Genomic DNA, 16,756 nt, shown 5'->3' on the forward strand with positions numbered 1-16,756 from the left:
TATGAGAAATTTACTTGCATTTCTTTCCTTTGATCTAAAATTTTAAATCTTGCCAAGAATCTGCAATTCCCGCAAAGCAGCTGCATCACGAGCAGATACATCCGGATAGGCAGGATCACTCCCAACATCTTGTGTATAACGCCATGATCGAGCACATTTTTTTCCTAATGCCTTCTCTGGATATACACCAACACCTTCAACATCATTCAAAGTAAAAGCATCGGAAGGTATTGTATCCTGCGTAATTGTGAGTTCACTGGTAATACAGATCTCCGCCATATCCACATTTTCTAATGCTTCTCGTAAAGCTGGATTGGAAATAAAAACAACAGGAGCGGCTTCTAACGAGGATCCAATACGCTTATCAACGCGTTCAAGCTCTAAAGCACCTGTAACAACTTTACGGACCTGCCGAATTTTTTTCCAACGCTCAGACAAAGATTGATTTTGCCATTCTTCTGGTACAGAGCGAAATTGTTCTAAATGCACCGACTGGCTTTCTGGGTAACGCTCTAACCAAGCTTCCTCCATAGTAAAAGGCAACATTGGAGCAAGCCATGTTACCATACGCTCAAAAATCTCACGGACAACCTGCAAGGAAGACTTGCGTTTTTTTGATGAAGGCGCATCACAATAAAGAGAATCCTTGCGGATATCAAAATAAAATGCCGATAACTCAATGATTGAAAAATCCAATAATGCACGCATAATCTTTTTAAAATCAAATTCATCGTAAGCGCGATTAATCAACTGATCAAGTTCAAAAAGTCTATGCAATATAAATTTTTCAAGATCCGGCAGTGCGCCATAAGATATTTCTTCTCCATCATCGTACGCTAAAGTTCCAAGCATCCAACGAATTGCATTGCGTAGTTTACGATATGAATCCACATTTGTTTGAAGGATTTTTTTGCCTAAACGCTGATCTTCCCAATAATCAGTTGTCATAACCCAGAGACGAAAAATATCAGCTCCAGATGTTTTAATGATCTCTTGTGGAACAACCGTATTGCCTAAAGATTTAGACATTTTCTTACCATTCTCATCCAAAGTAAAACCGTGTGTGATCACTGCCTTATAGGGAGAGCAAGCATGCGTACCACAGCTTTCCAAAAGAGAAGATTGGAACCATCCGCGATGTTGATCTGAACCTTCAAAATAAACATCAGCAGGCCATTTCAAATCAGCCCGATCTTCTAACACAAAGCTATGGCTTGCTCCAGAATCAAACCAAACATCCAAAATATCATAAACCTGTACCCAAGGCTCATATGCACGCTCACCTAGAAAACGTTCACGTGCTCCTTCAGCAAACCATGCATCTGCCCCTTCTGCTTCAAAAGCCCGTAAAATACGCTCGTTCACACCTTCATCTTTTAGAATAACACCATCCTCATTCGCAAAAATACAAATAGGAACACCCCAAGAACGCTGACGAGAAAGAACCCAATCAGGACGATCTTCTATCATAGAAGCTAGGCGGTTTTGCCCAGAAGACGGCACAAAACGCGTTTTTGAAACAGCTTCCAAAGCCCGACTACGTAAAGTTGAACCATCCCCAAAATCTTTATCCATTGAAATAAACCATTGCGGTGTATTGCGAAAAATAACGGGTTTTTTTGAACGCCAACTATGGGGATAGGAATGCTTTAAACGCCCCCGTGCAAACAATCGATCTGCTTTAATTAAAGCGTTAATGACCTCTTTATTAGCATCACCCATTTTTCCATTATCATCTATAATACGTGCAGGTCCTCCTTCACGATCTGGCCCCAAACCTGGAACATCTTTCGTATAGAACCCTGCATCATCAACAGGAAACGGTATAGATGAATCAATCCCCGCTTGCTCCAGTAAGGACTTATAATCATTCCAAATTTCAAAGTCCTCACGCCCATGGCTTGGCGCTGTATGAACAAAACCTGTACCAGCACTCTCTGTTACGTGCGAACCATCAAGCAATGGAATTTTAAAGTTATACCCCTCAGCCAAACCTTTGAGTGGATGAGAAAGAACAAGAGCTTTCAATTCTTCAGCAGAAATAACACGCAAACGCTTCAAAACAAGTTTGGCTTTTTCTGCACAACTCATAGCTAACGCATCAGCAAAGAGAAGTTTTTCCCCAGCTTGAGGACCAAAATCATTTTCAGTACTTTCAACTTCGTAAATACCATAAGAAATCTGCGAAGAATAACTCACTGCACGGTTAGCAGGAATTGTCCACGGTGTTGTTGTCCAAATGACGACATAAGCACCATATAAATCATCAGAATTTGCTTCAAAAACAGGAAACTTAACCCAAAGCACCTCTGATTCATGATCATGATATTCAATCTCAGCCTCTGCTAAAGCCGTACGCTCCACAACAGACCACATCACCGGCTTAGAACCACGGTAAATCTGATCTGACATAGCAAATTTTATCAATTCACTGGCAATGCGTGCTTCTGCATGAAAAGCCATTGTAGTATAAGGCGTGTTAAAATCTCCCACAACACCAAGGCGTTTAAATTCTTCACTTTGAACGGTTACCCAATGCTGTGCAAATTCACGGCATTCTTGACGAAACTCGTGAAGAGGTACCTCATCCTTATTTTTTCCTTGTGCTCGATATTTTTCTTCAATTTTCCATTCAATTGGAAGCCCATGGCAATCCCAACCAGGTACATAATTTGCATTAAAACCGCGCATTTGGAATGAACGGACAACCACATCCTTTAGAACTTTATTTAAAGCATGCCCGATATGAATATGACCATTTGCATAAGGTGGACCATCATGAAGAATATAAAATGGACGATCTTTTGCTTGTTGGCGCAATTGCGCATAAAGCCCCATATTTTCCCAACGCGCCATCAATTCAAGCTCTTTTTGCGGAAGCCCTGCACGCATAGGAAAATTTGTCTGTGGGAGATAAAGAGTTTTTGAATAATCTATTGTTTCATTTTTCACAGCCATTGTGAAATATTCCTGTCCACTTTTACGATTTCATTTTTACATAACTTCCCTGAACCCTGCAACTCTGGTTTTTATCTATAGGGAAAGCCGAGCTTATCATTCGTATTAAGCAGCGATCAGGAAAATATATCATCACACTCTATGGGCTTTATCATGAAATTCACAAGAAAAGAAACCAAAAAGTGATCTTTTAAAAAATAAAGGCTCCACTGTCAGTGGAGCCTTTTAGAAATTTACTCTTTAAAAAATTAGAATTTATAAGCTACACCAACACGGAAATCATTGGTTTTGTAGTTAACCTCAAGTTTTTCCTTTGCAAATTTCTTTTTACCAAAATCAGAGTAACGATATTCTGCACGTACAATCACATTATCCAGCACCGAGAAATCAACGCCACCACCAAGTGTGTAACCAATCATGGTTTTTGTTTCATCAGCTAAGTTCTTAGAAGAAACGACGCTTCCATCCTCATCCTTAACGGATATTGATACAGTGTCTTGGAACTGCCCATAAGCAATACCACCAGCAAGATAAGGCATAAAACGATCAGCAGCAAAACCAATACGTACCCGTGTAGCACCACCCCAATTTTGTTTGAAAGTATGATTTAAAGTTTCAACTTCATCCTCTTGATCAAGACCAAGTTCAGAAGCCACCCTTTTCATTTGTTCTATACCATATACACTGGAATTGTTCTTATCCACCGCTTGTGTAGTTTGTGCACCGTGTCCAGCCATATTCTGTCCACCATGAGAACGAGAAGCATGTGGATTAGCACCATGCGCATGAGCGCCAGAGCCATACCCAGCTGCATGAGATGCACCACGTGAATTAGCACTTCCACTACCATGGGAAGAACTATGATGACCTCCATGCTGGGCTCCGCTTGTTCCATTGGAAGCTTTTGCTGGTTCAGAGGATGATCCTGATCTCGCGAGTACAAGTGGTGCGCTCGGTACTGTTCTTTCTACTGCTGATGGTTGCGATGATGGTTGTACCGATATAGGTGCTTTTGCTGCTGGCTGACTTGCGCCTGATACTGTTGATGATTGATCTCCTTGAGATGATCTTGCCAATAAGAGCGTTGACCGCTCTGGTGAGCTTGCTCTTGTGGTAGAGGATATTGATTTAGGTGCAGGTGATTTTAATCCATTTACCCCGCTTACCGATGTCCCTCCTGTATCTGATCTTCCCAATGAGGACGATGGCGATTGCACTGATCTCACCTCCTGTCTGGAAGAGACTGATTGTGCTACTGGCGATGCAGCTGGCGTTTGTGATGGTGAAGTTGAAACTCCTGGATTTTTTACCTCCACAGCCACTGTTTGTGTTGCATTAGCATTGCTAGAACTTCTAGTTGTTGCTGCTTGATTTGATTGTGCAGCTCCTACTTGTGACGGTTGAACTGCAGTTACTGGTTTAGCTGGTGCTTGACTAGATCGCGTTCCAGCAGATTTTTCTAAAGTGGACACTGCTGTTGGAGTCCCTCCTGTTGTAGTTCCTGCACCTGCGGCAGCTTTCTGTGTTTGTGTTCCTGTTGATGTTACTGCTTGTGGGATTGGAGACGCTGATGGATTTGCGGATCTGCGGGATCTTACGACTGCATTTTCTACTGTAGTGTTATCAGCTGCACCTATGGTAATTGTCTTTGTGTGCTTTTTACCAGATATCATTAAATCCGTATCGACACCAAAAATAAAGTTATCACCGAGATCAATATTAGAACCTGCATAAAAACCACCTACAAAACCTGAAAGTTTAGGAGAGAACTCTTTATCTAATGGCAAATTCTTTTCTTGATCAACAAGAGCCATATCAGCTTTGCTCGAAAAACCACCAGCTTGGACACCTAAATAAAGACCTGTCCATGAAAAAGTAGGCGCAACAATGGTAGAAGATGTCGATGGTGCTGGTTGATGAGGAATCATAACATCAGCAGCTAGCGCTGTAGACGCTGAAATTAAAGAAAAAATAGATGCTGTTATTAAACGTTTTGTATTCATAAAATCTCTCCAAATATCCAAAATGAGATGTATATAGAGCATCTTTTTTGAAAGATCTGTAGCAAAAATGACACACTCACAAAAAAATAAAGATTTTTTGAAAATAAGGCTTCTTTAACTTTCAATTTTGCATTCAATGAGAATTTATAAACTAAATCACACTAGAATTATGTGTCTTAAAGTTGGATTCATTTTCATTAAATTTTCGCATAACTGTTAATGACAATATTCTTTATAAATTTCTTTTTACCGAAATTTGAATAACAGTATTCTGCATGCAATAAACTATCATCTGTCATTGCAACATCAATGCCAGCGCAAACAGTGAAATCAAATATTGCCTTTTTTAAAACCAAGCGCCATCAGAGTTTCATCTATTTATCAGCATGATCTACTTTTGGTGCTTTAGCGATAATATTTTGTATCTAAAATTAAGAAAAACAAAGGACTTATTCAAACACTCGCAAAAAAACTTTTAGATTCTTTGCATAAACATCTTCATCCTGACACATCGGTTTGATTTATAAGGATAATTTATTGTTTTCATATTGAATGAAAAAACTAATACTTTAGGATTCTATCATTTAAAACCTGTTCCATGTTGTATTAATCAAAACCATGTCTCTCGATAGCGGAAACAGTCTGTGGATAAAAAACATTAAAAGAATTTTAAATGCCTCTTATGAACGATTTTAACAGCCAAGGTCTGACCCCCACAACATTGGTGGCTGGCAAAGTGTATGATGATGCTAGCTTACTCTTTTTATTAAGCGTGTAAAGATAGTGGTGCTTTATAGATTTTATATTATTTCATTGGAAGGTTTTACCATCTTATATCACTCACGGATACTGACATGAAGTGGGCTTGATGTACTTTGAAAAATATTTTTTTAAAACAAATGTGTGAATACACAACAACAAGTGTATTCCGTTTGGGGCGTTCCATTTTGCATGAGGAGTGTGATCCCATAAAAAGAATGTAATAAACAAAAACGTAAGACAATGCGTCATCTTCATTTTCATTATTTAGAAGACATTGCCCTAAATACTTTTGAAAATCGTAAAGCTAAATTAAAAGAAAATGGTAAAGTTGGAAACTGGTTTCTATCTTCACATCTTCATATTCTTCCCCAATGAGACTGTATTTCCCAAAGCTTACTCCAACAGATATACGCAATATGCTCGCTCTAATCTGGCATATGCAGAATAAAGTTAGTCACTGGTTATGATCTTTTCCTATTTCTGAGATTAATTGAATACTTTTCTCTTAGGCGTAAAATGATAGCCGTAATATAAGATTTTATGTAATCAGTAGCTATAAAATCCATATATACCACCAATCCGCCCTCTATAATATAAAACTTTTTTCTTTAAAGTCTTATAGCACAAAATGATACAAATAAAAATAGAAGGGATTAAGAGATATAGAATAGAGAGCTAATAAAATAAAGGCCCCGTTAAATGAGGCCTTAATATTATTTATGCTTCTAATTTCATTTTTACGAAATTAGAATTTGTAAGCGACACCTACACGAAAGTCATTGGTTTTGTAATTGAATTCACGTGTATCATTTGCAAACTTCTTTTTACCAAAATCGGAGTAACGGTATTCTGCACGTAAAAGAACGTTGTCTGTCATTGCAAAGTCAACTCCACCACCAATAGTGAAACCAAGCATTGTCTTCGTGTCATCAGCCCAAGTACCACCAGTCAAATCTATGCTTTGCTTAGCTCCTGCTTCTGGCACAATTTCATCCCCGCCAGCTTTCTGCTCAACTTTAGCTCTCTTTCCTTTTCCTGCAACGGATTGAATGCCCTGTACCTGCGCATAGGCAATACCCCCAGCAACATAAGGCATAATACGGTCAACAGCAGTAAAACCGATACGGACGCGTGTAGCACCAGACCATTTTTCTTTGTAACTGTGCGTTTCTGTTAGCTTGTCGCCTTCTTCAAACTGTTGCTGATCTTTTAGTTCAACTTTAGCTTTTTCAAGGACACCATTAAAATATGTGGCCTCTTCTTCAGTAAGAGTCAATTCACGGGCTTTTTTTGATTCTTCACGGTCTGCCCAAACTGCATCGGTTTCAACACCGAGAATGAGACCATTTCCGAGGTCTACGTTAGACCCTGCATAAATACCACCCATGAAACCAGAAGGACTAGGTATGTTATCTTTTTTGAAAAGCTCTTTATCTGCTCCTGGAATAGTTACTTTGGTTTTACTCGAAAAGTTGCCAACTTGACCACCAAGATAAAAACCCGTCCAAGAAAACGAAGGGGCTGCTGCGATAACTGCTGGTGCGACTTCATGAGGGATCATCACATCAGCAGCTTGTGCTGCAGAAGCTGAAATTAAAGCGGCAACAGAAGTTGCTATTAAATATTTTGTATTCATAATTTTGCTCCTAAATTAACTATAAAATGACCTTACAAGATTATAGATAGAAAAGCTGTAGTAAAAATGTCACAGTCATGCAAATAAAAGCCCAGAAATCAGTAGTTTTGTCCAAGTCAAGATCTCTTGAAAATTTAATTTTTTATTAATACTTTTTATTCATAATCGCACTTTTGATTAAATTAAACCTTGTAAGCTACACCTACATGAAAGTCATTGGTTTTGTAGCCTAGTTTAGGGTAACCCTTTTTAAATTCCTTCTTACCAAAGTCTGAGTAACAGTATTCTGCACGAAGCAGAATATGATTTGTCATCGTGAAATCTATACCACCACCAAAGGTGAAACCCACCATCGCTTTTGTTTTATCAAATACCATAACAGAAACTTCTTTACTTGATTTACCATTTGCCGACTTTTTTGTTTCTGAAACTTTATCGACACCTTGTATTTACGCATAGGCAATACCATTGGCAACATAAGGCATAATGCGGTCAGCGACGGAAAAACCTACACAAACCCGTGTTGCACCAGACTATTTTTCTTTGAAACCAATACGATACACTGCTGTGTCACCTTTTTGAAACTTTTTATTTTCATCCAATACAATAATACCAATGCAACACCAGCATCTTCAAACTCATCATTAAAATCATTAAATTCATCAATCGCAAGAATCTTTGAGACCGTCTTCGTTTCTCCTCGGTCTATCCAGACTGCATCGGTTTCAACACCTAGAATGAGGACATTTCCAAAATCTACGTTGGAACCTAAATAAATACCACCTATGAAACCTCAAGGCTTAGGTAGTCCATCTTTATCTGAAGTTTTTTCTTTTGTCTCTAAATCAAATACATCAATTTTGACTTGAAAAGTTACCAACTTGACCACCGAAATAAAAATCTGTCCAAGAAAATGAAGGGGCTGTGATAACTGCTGGAGCTTTTTCACGAAGAACGATAATATCAGCAGCTTGTGCCGCAGAAGCTGTAGTCATAGCGATAACAAAAGTTGTTATTAAAGATTTTGTATTCGTAAACTTTGCTCCTAAATAAATTAGGAGCAAAGTATTATACGACTACATAAAAAACGCTGTAGTAAAATGATACAATCATAGGAAACGAAAGCTGACGTAAGATAAAGTCATTTCATAACTTCACTTTTCACAAGAAATTGTAAGTTATGAGTACGTATAATTCATTGATTTTACCGCGTAATTATTGCCTGTCGTTTATAAAAATTTTTTTATATCCCCAATAAATATGGAGTGAGTAATAATATAACAACAGAAAATAATAGAGGCTCTGTCTTTGACAGAGCCTCTTGGAAGTTTATTTCGTTTTTTACGAAATTAGAATTTGTATGCAACACCAACACGGAAATCATTGGTTTTATAAGCGAATTTATCCCCATCCTTTACAAATGCTTTTTTACCAAAGTCTGAGTAACGGTATTCTGCACGCAACAGAACATTGTCTGTCATTGCAAAGTCAATACCACCACCTACAGTGAAACCAACCATTGTTTTTGATTGATCAAACATTTTAGCAGAAGCGATTTCGGCACCTTCAGCTGTCGCTGCCTTAAGAAAATCGACTACTTGCAGCTGCGTATAAGCAATACCACCAGCGAAATAAGGCAAAATGCGATCAACTGCTGCAAAACCAATGCGAACGCGTGTTGCACCAGACCATTTTTCTTTTATAGAGGTGCTATCTATACGTTTGCCATCCTTCGTGACATTATCAATATTTTTTCCTGGAGCAAATGTAGCTTCAGCAGCTGTAAGCTTATCTTTGAAAGCTTCAAGGCCTGTTTCTCCAATAACTGCTGAATGCGCTTTTGAATCTTCGCGATCTGCCCAGACTGCATCGGTTTCAACACCTAAAATGAGGCCATTACCAAGATCCACGTTGGAACCTACATAAATACCACCCATGAAACCAGAAGGCTTAGGTGTCCAGTCTTTATCTGTAATTTTCTTTTTTGTTTCTGAATCAACTACATCAACTTTACCTGAAAAGTTACCAACTTGACCACCGATATAAAAGCCTGTCCAAGAAAATGAAGGGGCTGCGATGACTGCTGGGGCTGTTTCACGAGGGATGATAACATCAGCAGCTTGTGCTGCAGAAGCTGCTGCTATAGCGATAACAGAAGTTGTTACTAAAGATTTTATATTCATAAACTTTGCTCCTAATTTATTTATGAGCACAGTGCTACAAGATTACAGAAAGAAAAGCTGTAGTAAAAATGATACAGTCACAGAAAATGGAGGGCACATCCAAGACAAAACCACTTTATAGCTTCGTTTTGCACGAAAAACCTAAAAATTATATATAAATAACTTATTGATTTTTAAATGTAATTATTGTTTATTTCTTATGATTTTTTTAAGAAAATCTGAATAATATCTTTCCACATCCACAATAAATTATGTATTGTGTGACAATATAGCAACAGAGAATAACAGAGGCGCTGTTAAAGACAGCGCCTCTGTTATTTAACTTATCATCTGTTAAAATTTGTAAGCAACACCAACACGGAAATCATTGGTTTTGTAAGATGTCTCATATTTATCATTTGAGAATTTCTTTTTACCAAAATCAGAGTAACGATATTCCGCACGGACAATAACGTTATTGGTCATTGCTAAATCAACACCAGCACCCAGAGTGTAACCAACAAGGGTCTTTGTTTCATCAGACAAGGTACCAGAAGCTATTACTTTATCTGAATCTTTGCCTGTTATTGAAATCGATGCAGTATCTTGAAGCTGCGTATAGGCGATACCACCAGCAACATAAGGCATAATGCGTTCAGCTGCAAAACCAATACGTACACGTGTCGCACCAGCCCACTTTTCTTTAAAAGTGAAACTGTGGGTTCGTTTAGCACCAGCTTCAAGCGCATCTTTACCAATATTAATTCCAGATTCTGTTAATATCTTCTTAATATAATTTATGTGATCTGGAAGAATAACATATGTGTTTCCTGTTTTCGTATCATCTTTATTAGACCACATGATATCTGTATCAACACCTAGAATAAGGCCATTACCGAGATCAACGTTGGAACCTGCGTAAAGACCACCCATGAAACCAGATAGTTTAGGCAAAAGGACATCAGGCGCTGGAATCTTTTTTCCGTTACTGAGAATATCCATTTTCGTTTTACCCGAAAAACCACCAAGTTGCCCACCAAGGTAGAAACCTGTCCAAGAAAAAGTTGGAGCAACAATAACGGGAGCAACAGGTGTTGGACTTGGGGGAACAATAACATCTGCTGCTTGCGCCGCTGAAACTGAAACAAAAGCGAAAGCAGAAGCTGTTATTAACCATTTCATATTCATATTTTCTCTCCATAGCTGAATATTTATTTGAACACATCATTTCATATAGAGCCCAAACTTCAGATATCTGTAGCAAAAATGATACACTCATAAAAAAAACAAAAAGCCAATGAAAGCATCCTGAATTGCTTGATCTCTTAATAAATAAGAATTGAACTATGCCAATGCACAAATGATTTTCTCTTGTCACATTTGCTCTTCTTTATAAATTTTTCAAAAATATCTGCGTTATCACCGTGGAAAGCATGTGCTCTTGTCTAATGAAAAATTATCCTTTTATATTAAATTCAAATGCTCTCATCTTAAACCATTGTATATTCAAGCAACAAAAATCATCCCTCTATACATTACAAACGAGCAAGTATGTGAAACCGTTAAAAAATTAAAAATGTCACTTATTAATGTTTTCAATATCAAGAACAGTCAAATGCAATCGTTCTATTTAAATTTATACAAATAACGTTTTTACCTTCATCCTTAGCATGACAAAATGTGAAGTCTATGTATTTGTTTTTTTTCATAAACAGGATGCTTATATTACAAATAAACTTGTATCGCACATAAACAAGACTTCCAATAATCCACGGATTGAAACAAGATCATATGCAACTTACCTGCTCTTTGTTTTTACTTTAGGCATTTATTGTTTTTAAATATTTACCATTTTTTGCTTATCTCAACCTCATAGAAAGTCTTTTTCAGAGTTTTATCTTATTTGTAGGCTATCTATTTCATACTCTTTTATAAACGAAACTGTAAAAAATGCCTCTTATGAATCGTCTCACATACCAGAGGCTGTCACAGCATTGAGAGCTAGCAAAGTGTGTGATGAAGGCCGTCTTGCCCCCTTCATAAGCATAAAGATGGTGGTACTCAATGGGTTTACCATTATACCCTTCATAAATGTCGTCGCGAAATGGGCTTGGAAGCATTGAGAAATGTTTCTTTAAAACAAGCGCACGTAGGTATGCAACTCAATGGCGTTTTATTCTTTGAAACACACCAAGATCAAAAGTTTAACATTAAAATAAATACTTGGCTTTCTTCTCGATTTGGACAAAGCGTCCTATCAGACCCTGTCTGCAAATAGTCCAGATTTTTGTCGAGTGGGTTTCATTTAGCTTCCCATTCATGTAATTCACTTAATCAAAGGTTCTATAGACAAGTCCTTCACTAATCCCACCACGTATTCTAAAAACACTTAATCGAAGCATTTTATATGCCTTATATAATCACACTTAAAATGATGATATTTACGGCACAACAAAACAACCCCAAATCTCTAGGTTATATTCATCTAAACCCATGAATTTTGTAATGACTGATTGCTATTATACAGTGTTATTCGTTCCCTGAAATCTTCCTGTTCGTATCTTTTCCGAACAGTCCTCTTCATTCTCACCGTGCATAATCATAACACCCTTTAAACAAATAGCTCCCCCCCTGTTTTCAAGTGATAATATCTCCTCTCTTCAATTCTCGAGCATACGTTACACCTCTCAATGTTGTTTTCTCACTTTTTAAAAACTCATTGGACTTCGTGTAAATAGGTTTGGCCGTCCTCTTTTCCCTGATCTTTTTTTAGGATTATATCCTCTTTTTTTACCAGAATGTGACACAAGTACTAACTTAGCTGCTGTTATGTATTCACTGTTATTTGTGCAAGAAAGTTCTATTTGAAAAACTTCAGATAAGACCTTGCGAAGCGGTTCACCAGAAAAAAAACCTATTGGAGGAACAGCCGAAGATGCTCTCTGTATAAGGTTTTGAGACGCTAAAAAACTCGCCCCCTGAGCGATAGAGATTGAAGCAAAAGTAGCAAAAGCTGTAATAAAATATTTTATGTTCATAAATTAACCTCATTAAATATCCATAATGGATTTTACCTAGTGCCTTCATTGCAAATTTCTAGAGAAAAATAATATGTTTATAGATAAAAAGTGAAAATCCCTAAAAATAAAGCTTTGGAACATTTTTATTTTAAAATAAAAGCAAATTTCCCTGCTCTGCCAACATAGAAATCACTTATTGAGTAATAAAAGACACAACGTATCATCTGAAAATAATAAACTATACAAGCTTCACATCAACACATTGATTTATATAATTTATATTTCCTCACATAAAATGAGTCACTCGAATATCAGAATATTCTCTCATTCCCAATCTTTTTCATGTTGAATCCCTCAAAACCATTTGATTGCATGTTACAAGTGGGGAAAGCCGTGTAAACCAAAAACACTAAAAATGCCTCTTATGAACCGTCTCAAGTGCCAAGGACTATACAACATTGGAAATTGGCAAAATTGTGTAATGCTACAGCTTGTTACTCCATAAGCGTAAAGATGGGAGTGCTTAACAAATTTTATATCATATTTTAGGGCTTTATCGTTATACCACTCATAAGCGCCGCCGTGACATGGGCTTGGGTGCTGATTTCTTAAACAAAAAGCACATGAATTAGCAACACAAATATATTCCGTTTAAGGCGTTCTGTTTTACATGAAGAACGTAAATCCATTAAAAACGTGAGAAACAAAAGCGTGAGGCAATGCGTAATCTCTATTATTTAACAGACATTGCTTTAGATGCTTTTGAAAGTCGTAAAGCAGAATTTAAAATGATGGTAAAAAGGAGATTTGGTTTTTATATTTACGCCTTCGTATTCTCCCCCAATTAGGCTGTATACCGGTTTCAGAGATTTAAGTCTTCCAACCTACCATATGTTTCCAGACTCTCCTCAAAATTTCTTTTTTCAAATAAAAGCTGTTACAAAAATAAAAAATATGAATTTGCAAAAGTACTTTGATTACCTAAACTTCAAATGAAATAGCACTTAAGAATTTACTATAGCTCTTATCAGAAAAGATGAGAGGATAAAATGTCCATAATGTACAAGCATTTTGTCCTCTCACATCAATAATTTGACTCCATTTAAAAGCCAATTTTAAAGTTAGCTATGCGCAAAAATATCAACTTCCGCCCATCCTAAAAGATCAAGCCTAGCTCTCATAGGCAAAAATTGAAAGCATGCCTTGGCAACATTTTCTCGCTCTTCACGTCTTAAACGTTCTTCAAATATAACCTTTAAACGATGCAAATATAACACATCCGACGCAGCATATTCAATTTGCGCCTGTGATAACGTTTCTGCCGCCCAATCCGAAGATTGTTGCTGTTTAGAAATATTCACATTTAGCAATTCATTACAAATTTCTTTCAAGCCATGACGATCCGTATAAGTACGCGTGAGTTTAGAAGCGATCTTTGTACAAAAGATAGCTTCTGGCATAACACCAAATGTATGTGCTAAAATCGCAAGATCAAAACGCCCAAAATGGAATATTTTGATGACTGCGTTATCTCCAAGAAGCTTGACCAAATTAGGTGCACTCTTTTGTCCTTTAGCAATCTGTATAACGTCAGCAGTACCATCTCCAGAAGAAAGCTGAACAACACATAAACGATCACGATGAGGTTGTAACCCTAAAGTTTCGGTATCAATCGCAATGGCATCAGTTTTATAATTGTCTAAGTTTGGTAAATCACCTTGATGAACGCGAATCTCAGCCATTTACCCTCCTACTTGCTAAAGCAGCAAGAATACGCGCCCAAGACCGCTGCCCCTTATGAAACGATTTTAAATTATACTTTTCATTGGGAGAATGAATACGATCATTATATAATGCAAATCCAACCAGAACAGATTCCATACCAAGAATTGACTGAAAATCTCCCACAACCGGAATTGATCCCCCCATAGCATCGAGTATAGCAGGATTGCTCCATTCTTGCGACAAAGCTTCTTTTGCGGCTTTGATAAAAGGTGAATCATAAGGAATTTGAATTGCAGAAGAACCACCATGCCCCTTAAATTCAACAGTACAATCAGCAGGAATAAGACTGCACACATAATGACGGAAAGCTTGGCGTATCTTCTCTGGATCTTGCTTATGTACTAAACGAAAAGATACTTTCGCATTCGCTTGAGAAGCAATAACCGTTTTCATTCCTGCTCCTTCATAACCACCACTAATCCCGTTAACTTCTGCTGTAGGACGTGCCCATACAAGTTCTAAAATGCTCCGTCCTTTTTCACCAACAGGAATGGAAAGTCCTACGGGACCAAGAAAATTTTCAGCAGTACAATTCAATGCATTCCATGACTGCAAAATCTCTGAAGGTGTTTCTTCAATCCCATCATAAAAACCTGGAAGCGTTACCCGACCATTGTCATCATGAAGTCCTGATAAGATTTTCGTTAAAATATGAATGGGATTAGCTGCTGCCCCTCCATAAGCACCAGAGTGCAAATCACGATCGGCTGCTGTAATCGTAACCTCTTCTCCTAAAATGCCCCGAAGAGCAATACAAACAGATGGTGTATCTGCGTTCCACATTGCTGTATCACAAACCAATGCACAATCAGCCTTAAGTTCATCCCTATTTTCTTTTAAAAAAGGAACAAGAGAAGGAGAACCACTTTCTTCTTCTCCCTCAAATAAAACAGTAACCTTAATGGGTAGCTGCCCCGTTTCTTTCTTAAATGCACGACATGCTTCAATAAAAGTCATCAACTGACCTTTGTCATCTGAAGCTCCACGAGCACAAATAACTTTCTCTCCATCTCTTTCTTTTAAAGAAGGTGTAAATGGATCATCCTCCCATAAACTCAAAGGATCAACAGGTTGAACATCATAATGTCCGTAAAACAACACATGCAAACAATCATCCGAAGGTCCTGGATGATGCCCAACAACCATTGGATGACCCGGTGTATCACGACGTGAAGCCTTAAAACCGATGCTTTTTAAATCCTCTACTAACCAATCAGCTGCTTTACGACATGCATCCTTGTAAGCTGAGTCCGTAGAAATCGATTGAAAACGTAAAAGAGAAAAAAGGCGTTCAAGGCTCTTTTCTATATTTCCATCAAGATGTGTTAGTACTTTATTCAGCATAAAAAAACCTCTCAAGCCTTGTGTAATTATATTATAGATACGACGACTTTAAGCCTCTTGTAAGATTTTGCAAGACACCTTATTCATTTTTGGCATTGTGAGCAGTAAAAACTTGAACGTCCAGCCTGTAAAATACGCACAATAGGCGTTCCACATTCCAAACATTGCTTACCTTCTCGTCCATAAACTGAAAAAGCATGTTGAAAATAACCAAGTGAACCATCTATATGCATATAATCACGTAAAGAAGAGCCACCAGACAAAATGGCTTCAGAAATCACATTGCGTATATTTTGTGCTAAAGAATCTGCAAATTCACATGCACGTGCCGTTTTTGATGCCAATGTAAATGCACCACGTTGTGGCGACAAACGACTCCGCCAAAGTGCTTCACAAACATAAATATTCCCAAGACCTGCAACAATAGACTGATCAAGTAAAACGCTCTTGAGAGACATTTTTTTATTAACAAAAGCCTTTTGTAAATAACGACCAGAAAACGAATTACTCATAGGTTCAAGCCCTAGCTTATTTAAAAGTGGATGTTCATAAAGCTTGTCCGTATTGACTAAAAGCATAAATCCAAAGCGACGCACATCATTATAAATAAGATGATAAACTTCACCATCCCTTGTTTGAATATCCATGACAAAATGATCATGCTTAACTAATTTACTTGTCGTTGAAAAAACTGTTCTTAAAAGATCATTCTCTATACGCCATGAACCAGACATTCCTAAATGGCTTAAAATCGTTTCATCCTGAGAAAGATGAAATAATAAATATTTCGCACGCCGACCAAGTTCTATAATTGTTCTGCCAATAAGGCGCTCAGAAAAAGCCTCAGGAAAAGGAAAGCGCAAATCTCTACGATTAAGTCTGACAGATACTATCTTTGCATCAGTTACAACAGGCTCAAGTCCACGACGAACTGTCTCTACTTCAGGAAGTTCAGGCATCTCTCTTCTTTAATAATTATACACGTTCCAATTGTATCACCAATAAATTGACTTCTTTTCCCCCCTCAAAGAACGAAGGTTTCCTCTACATCTGCTCTATAAGAAACAAATTTTTGATGAGTGGATT

At 37.6% G+C, this 16,756-nt stretch carries 9 protein-coding genes and 2 pseudogenes; 1 reads left to right on the forward strand and 10 read right to left on the reverse strand.

Annotation, left to right across the window (positions count from 1 at the left end; genetic code table 11):
* Positions 1 to 42 precede the first annotated feature (42 nt).
* The 7 genes and pseudogenes from ileS to ACFIKR_RS03760 all read right to left on the reverse strand — a co-directional run bounded on the left by ileS (position 43) and on the right by ACFIKR_RS03760 (position 12,559).
* On the reverse strand, positions 43 to 2,958 hold the full coding sequence (ileS, locus tag ACFIKR_RS03730; protein ID WP_375658888.1) for an isoleucine--tRNA ligase: 2,916 nt from the start codon (positions 2,956 to 2,958) through the stop codon (positions 43 to 45).
* A 248-nt stretch (positions 2,959 to 3,206) separates the two neighbouring features.
* A complete protein-coding gene (locus ACFIKR_RS03735; protein WP_375658889.1) occupies positions 3,207 to 4,961 on the reverse strand; it encodes a porin in 1,755 nt (584 codons plus the stop codon).
* A 1,507-nt stretch (positions 4,962 to 6,468) separates the two neighbouring features.
* The gene (locus tag ACFIKR_RS03740; protein ID WP_375658890.1) at positions 6,469 to 7,359 is read right to left on the reverse strand and encodes an outer membrane protein; all 891 of its coding nucleotides are present in this window, start codon (positions 7,357 to 7,359) and stop codon (positions 6,469 to 6,471) included.
* Between the two features lie 182 nt (positions 7,360 to 7,541).
* A pseudogene (locus ACFIKR_RS03745) lies at positions 7,542 to 8,354 on the reverse strand (outer membrane protein).
* A gap of 354 nt (positions 8,355 to 8,708) precedes the next feature.
* Positions 8,709 to 9,542, reverse strand: coding sequence for a porin (locus ACFIKR_RS03750; RefSeq protein ID WP_375658891.1), 834 nt, complete (start codon positions 9,540 to 9,542; stop codon positions 8,709 to 8,711).
* A 333-nt stretch (positions 9,543 to 9,875) separates the two neighbouring features.
* On the reverse strand, positions 9,876 to 10,709 hold the full coding sequence (locus tag ACFIKR_RS03755) for an outer membrane protein (RefSeq protein ID WP_375658892.1): 834 nt from the start codon (positions 10,707 to 10,709) through the stop codon (positions 9,876 to 9,878).
* A gap of 1,520 nt (positions 10,710 to 12,229) precedes the next feature.
* Positions 12,230 to 12,559: a hypothetical protein gene (locus tag ACFIKR_RS03760; RefSeq protein WP_375658893.1), complete on the reverse strand. Its 330-nt coding sequence runs from the start codon at positions 12,557 to 12,559 to the stop codon at positions 12,230 to 12,232.
* A 569-nt stretch (positions 12,560 to 13,128) separates the two neighbouring features.
* Here ACFIKR_RS03760 and ACFIKR_RS03765 point away from each other — a divergent pair.
* Positions 13,129 to 13,412 (forward strand): annotated as a pseudogene (locus ACFIKR_RS03765) (integrase); the annotation flags it as partial.
* 250 nt (positions 13,413 to 13,662) lie between these two features.
* On the opposite strand, the gene ACFIKR_RS03770 reads toward ACFIKR_RS03765, so the two are convergent.
* From ACFIKR_RS03770 to mutM, 3 genes are all read right to left on the reverse strand, one after another.
* Positions 13,663 to 14,283, reverse strand: coding sequence for a ribonuclease D (locus ACFIKR_RS03770; RefSeq protein WP_375658894.1), 621 nt, complete (start codon positions 14,281 to 14,283; stop codon positions 13,663 to 13,665).
* Positions 14,276 to 15,670, reverse strand: a complete 1,395-nt coding sequence (locus ACFIKR_RS03775) for a M20/M25/M40 family metallo-hydrolase (protein ID WP_375658895.1) — start codon at positions 15,668 to 15,670, stop codon at positions 14,276 to 14,278. The genes ACFIKR_RS03770 and ACFIKR_RS03775 overlap by 8 nt, the downstream gene beginning before the upstream one ends.
* Before the next feature lie 83 nt (positions 15,671 to 15,753).
* Positions 15,754 to 16,629 (reverse strand): bifunctional DNA-formamidopyrimidine glycosylase/DNA-(apurinic or apyrimidinic site) lyase, encoded by an 876-nt coding sequence (gene mutM / locus ACFIKR_RS03780; RefSeq protein ID WP_375644624.1) that lies wholly within the window; start codon positions 16,627 to 16,629, stop codon positions 15,754 to 15,756.
* Between the last annotated feature and the right edge of the window lie 127 nt (positions 16,630 to 16,756).

Source organism: Bartonella sp. MR30HLJHH (assembly GCF_042194195.1).
Classification (GTDB): domain Bacteria; phylum Pseudomonadota; class Alphaproteobacteria; order Rhizobiales; family Rhizobiaceae; genus Bartonella; species Bartonella grahamii.

Excerpts from the sequence above, each read along its gene's own strand:
- ileS (WP_375658888.1), bottom strand. The coding sequence starts at position 2,958 with ATGGCTGTGAAAAATGAAACAATAGATTATTCAAAAACTCTTTATCTC.
- ACFIKR_RS03735 (WP_375658889.1), bottom strand. The coding sequence starts at position 4,961 with ATGAATACAAAACGTTTAATAACAGCATCTATTTTTTCTTTAATTTCA.
- ACFIKR_RS03740 (WP_375658890.1), bottom strand. The coding sequence starts at position 7,359 with ATGAATACAAAATATTTAATAGCAACTTCTGTTGCCGCTTTAATTTCA.
- ACFIKR_RS03750 (WP_375658891.1), bottom strand. The coding sequence starts at position 9,542 with ATGAATATAAAATCTTTAGTAACAACTTCTGTTATCGCTATAGCAGCA.
- ACFIKR_RS03755 (WP_375658892.1), bottom strand. The coding sequence starts at position 10,709 with ATGAATATGAAATGGTTAATAACAGCTTCTGCTTTCGCTTTTGTTTCA.
- ACFIKR_RS03760 (WP_375658893.1), bottom strand. The coding sequence starts at position 12,559 with ATGAACATAAAATATTTTATTACAGCTTTTGCTACTTTTGCTTCAATC.
- ACFIKR_RS03770 (WP_375658894.1), bottom strand. The coding sequence starts at position 14,283 with ATGGCTGAGATTCGCGTTCATCAAGGTGATTTACCAAACTTAGACAAT.
- ACFIKR_RS03775 (WP_375658895.1), bottom strand. The coding sequence starts at position 15,670 with ATGCTGAATAAAGTACTAACACATCTTGATGGAAATATAGAAAAGAGC.
- mutM (WP_375644624.1), bottom strand. The coding sequence starts at position 16,629 with ATGCCTGAACTTCCTGAAGTAGAGACAGTTCGTCGTGGACTTGAGCCT.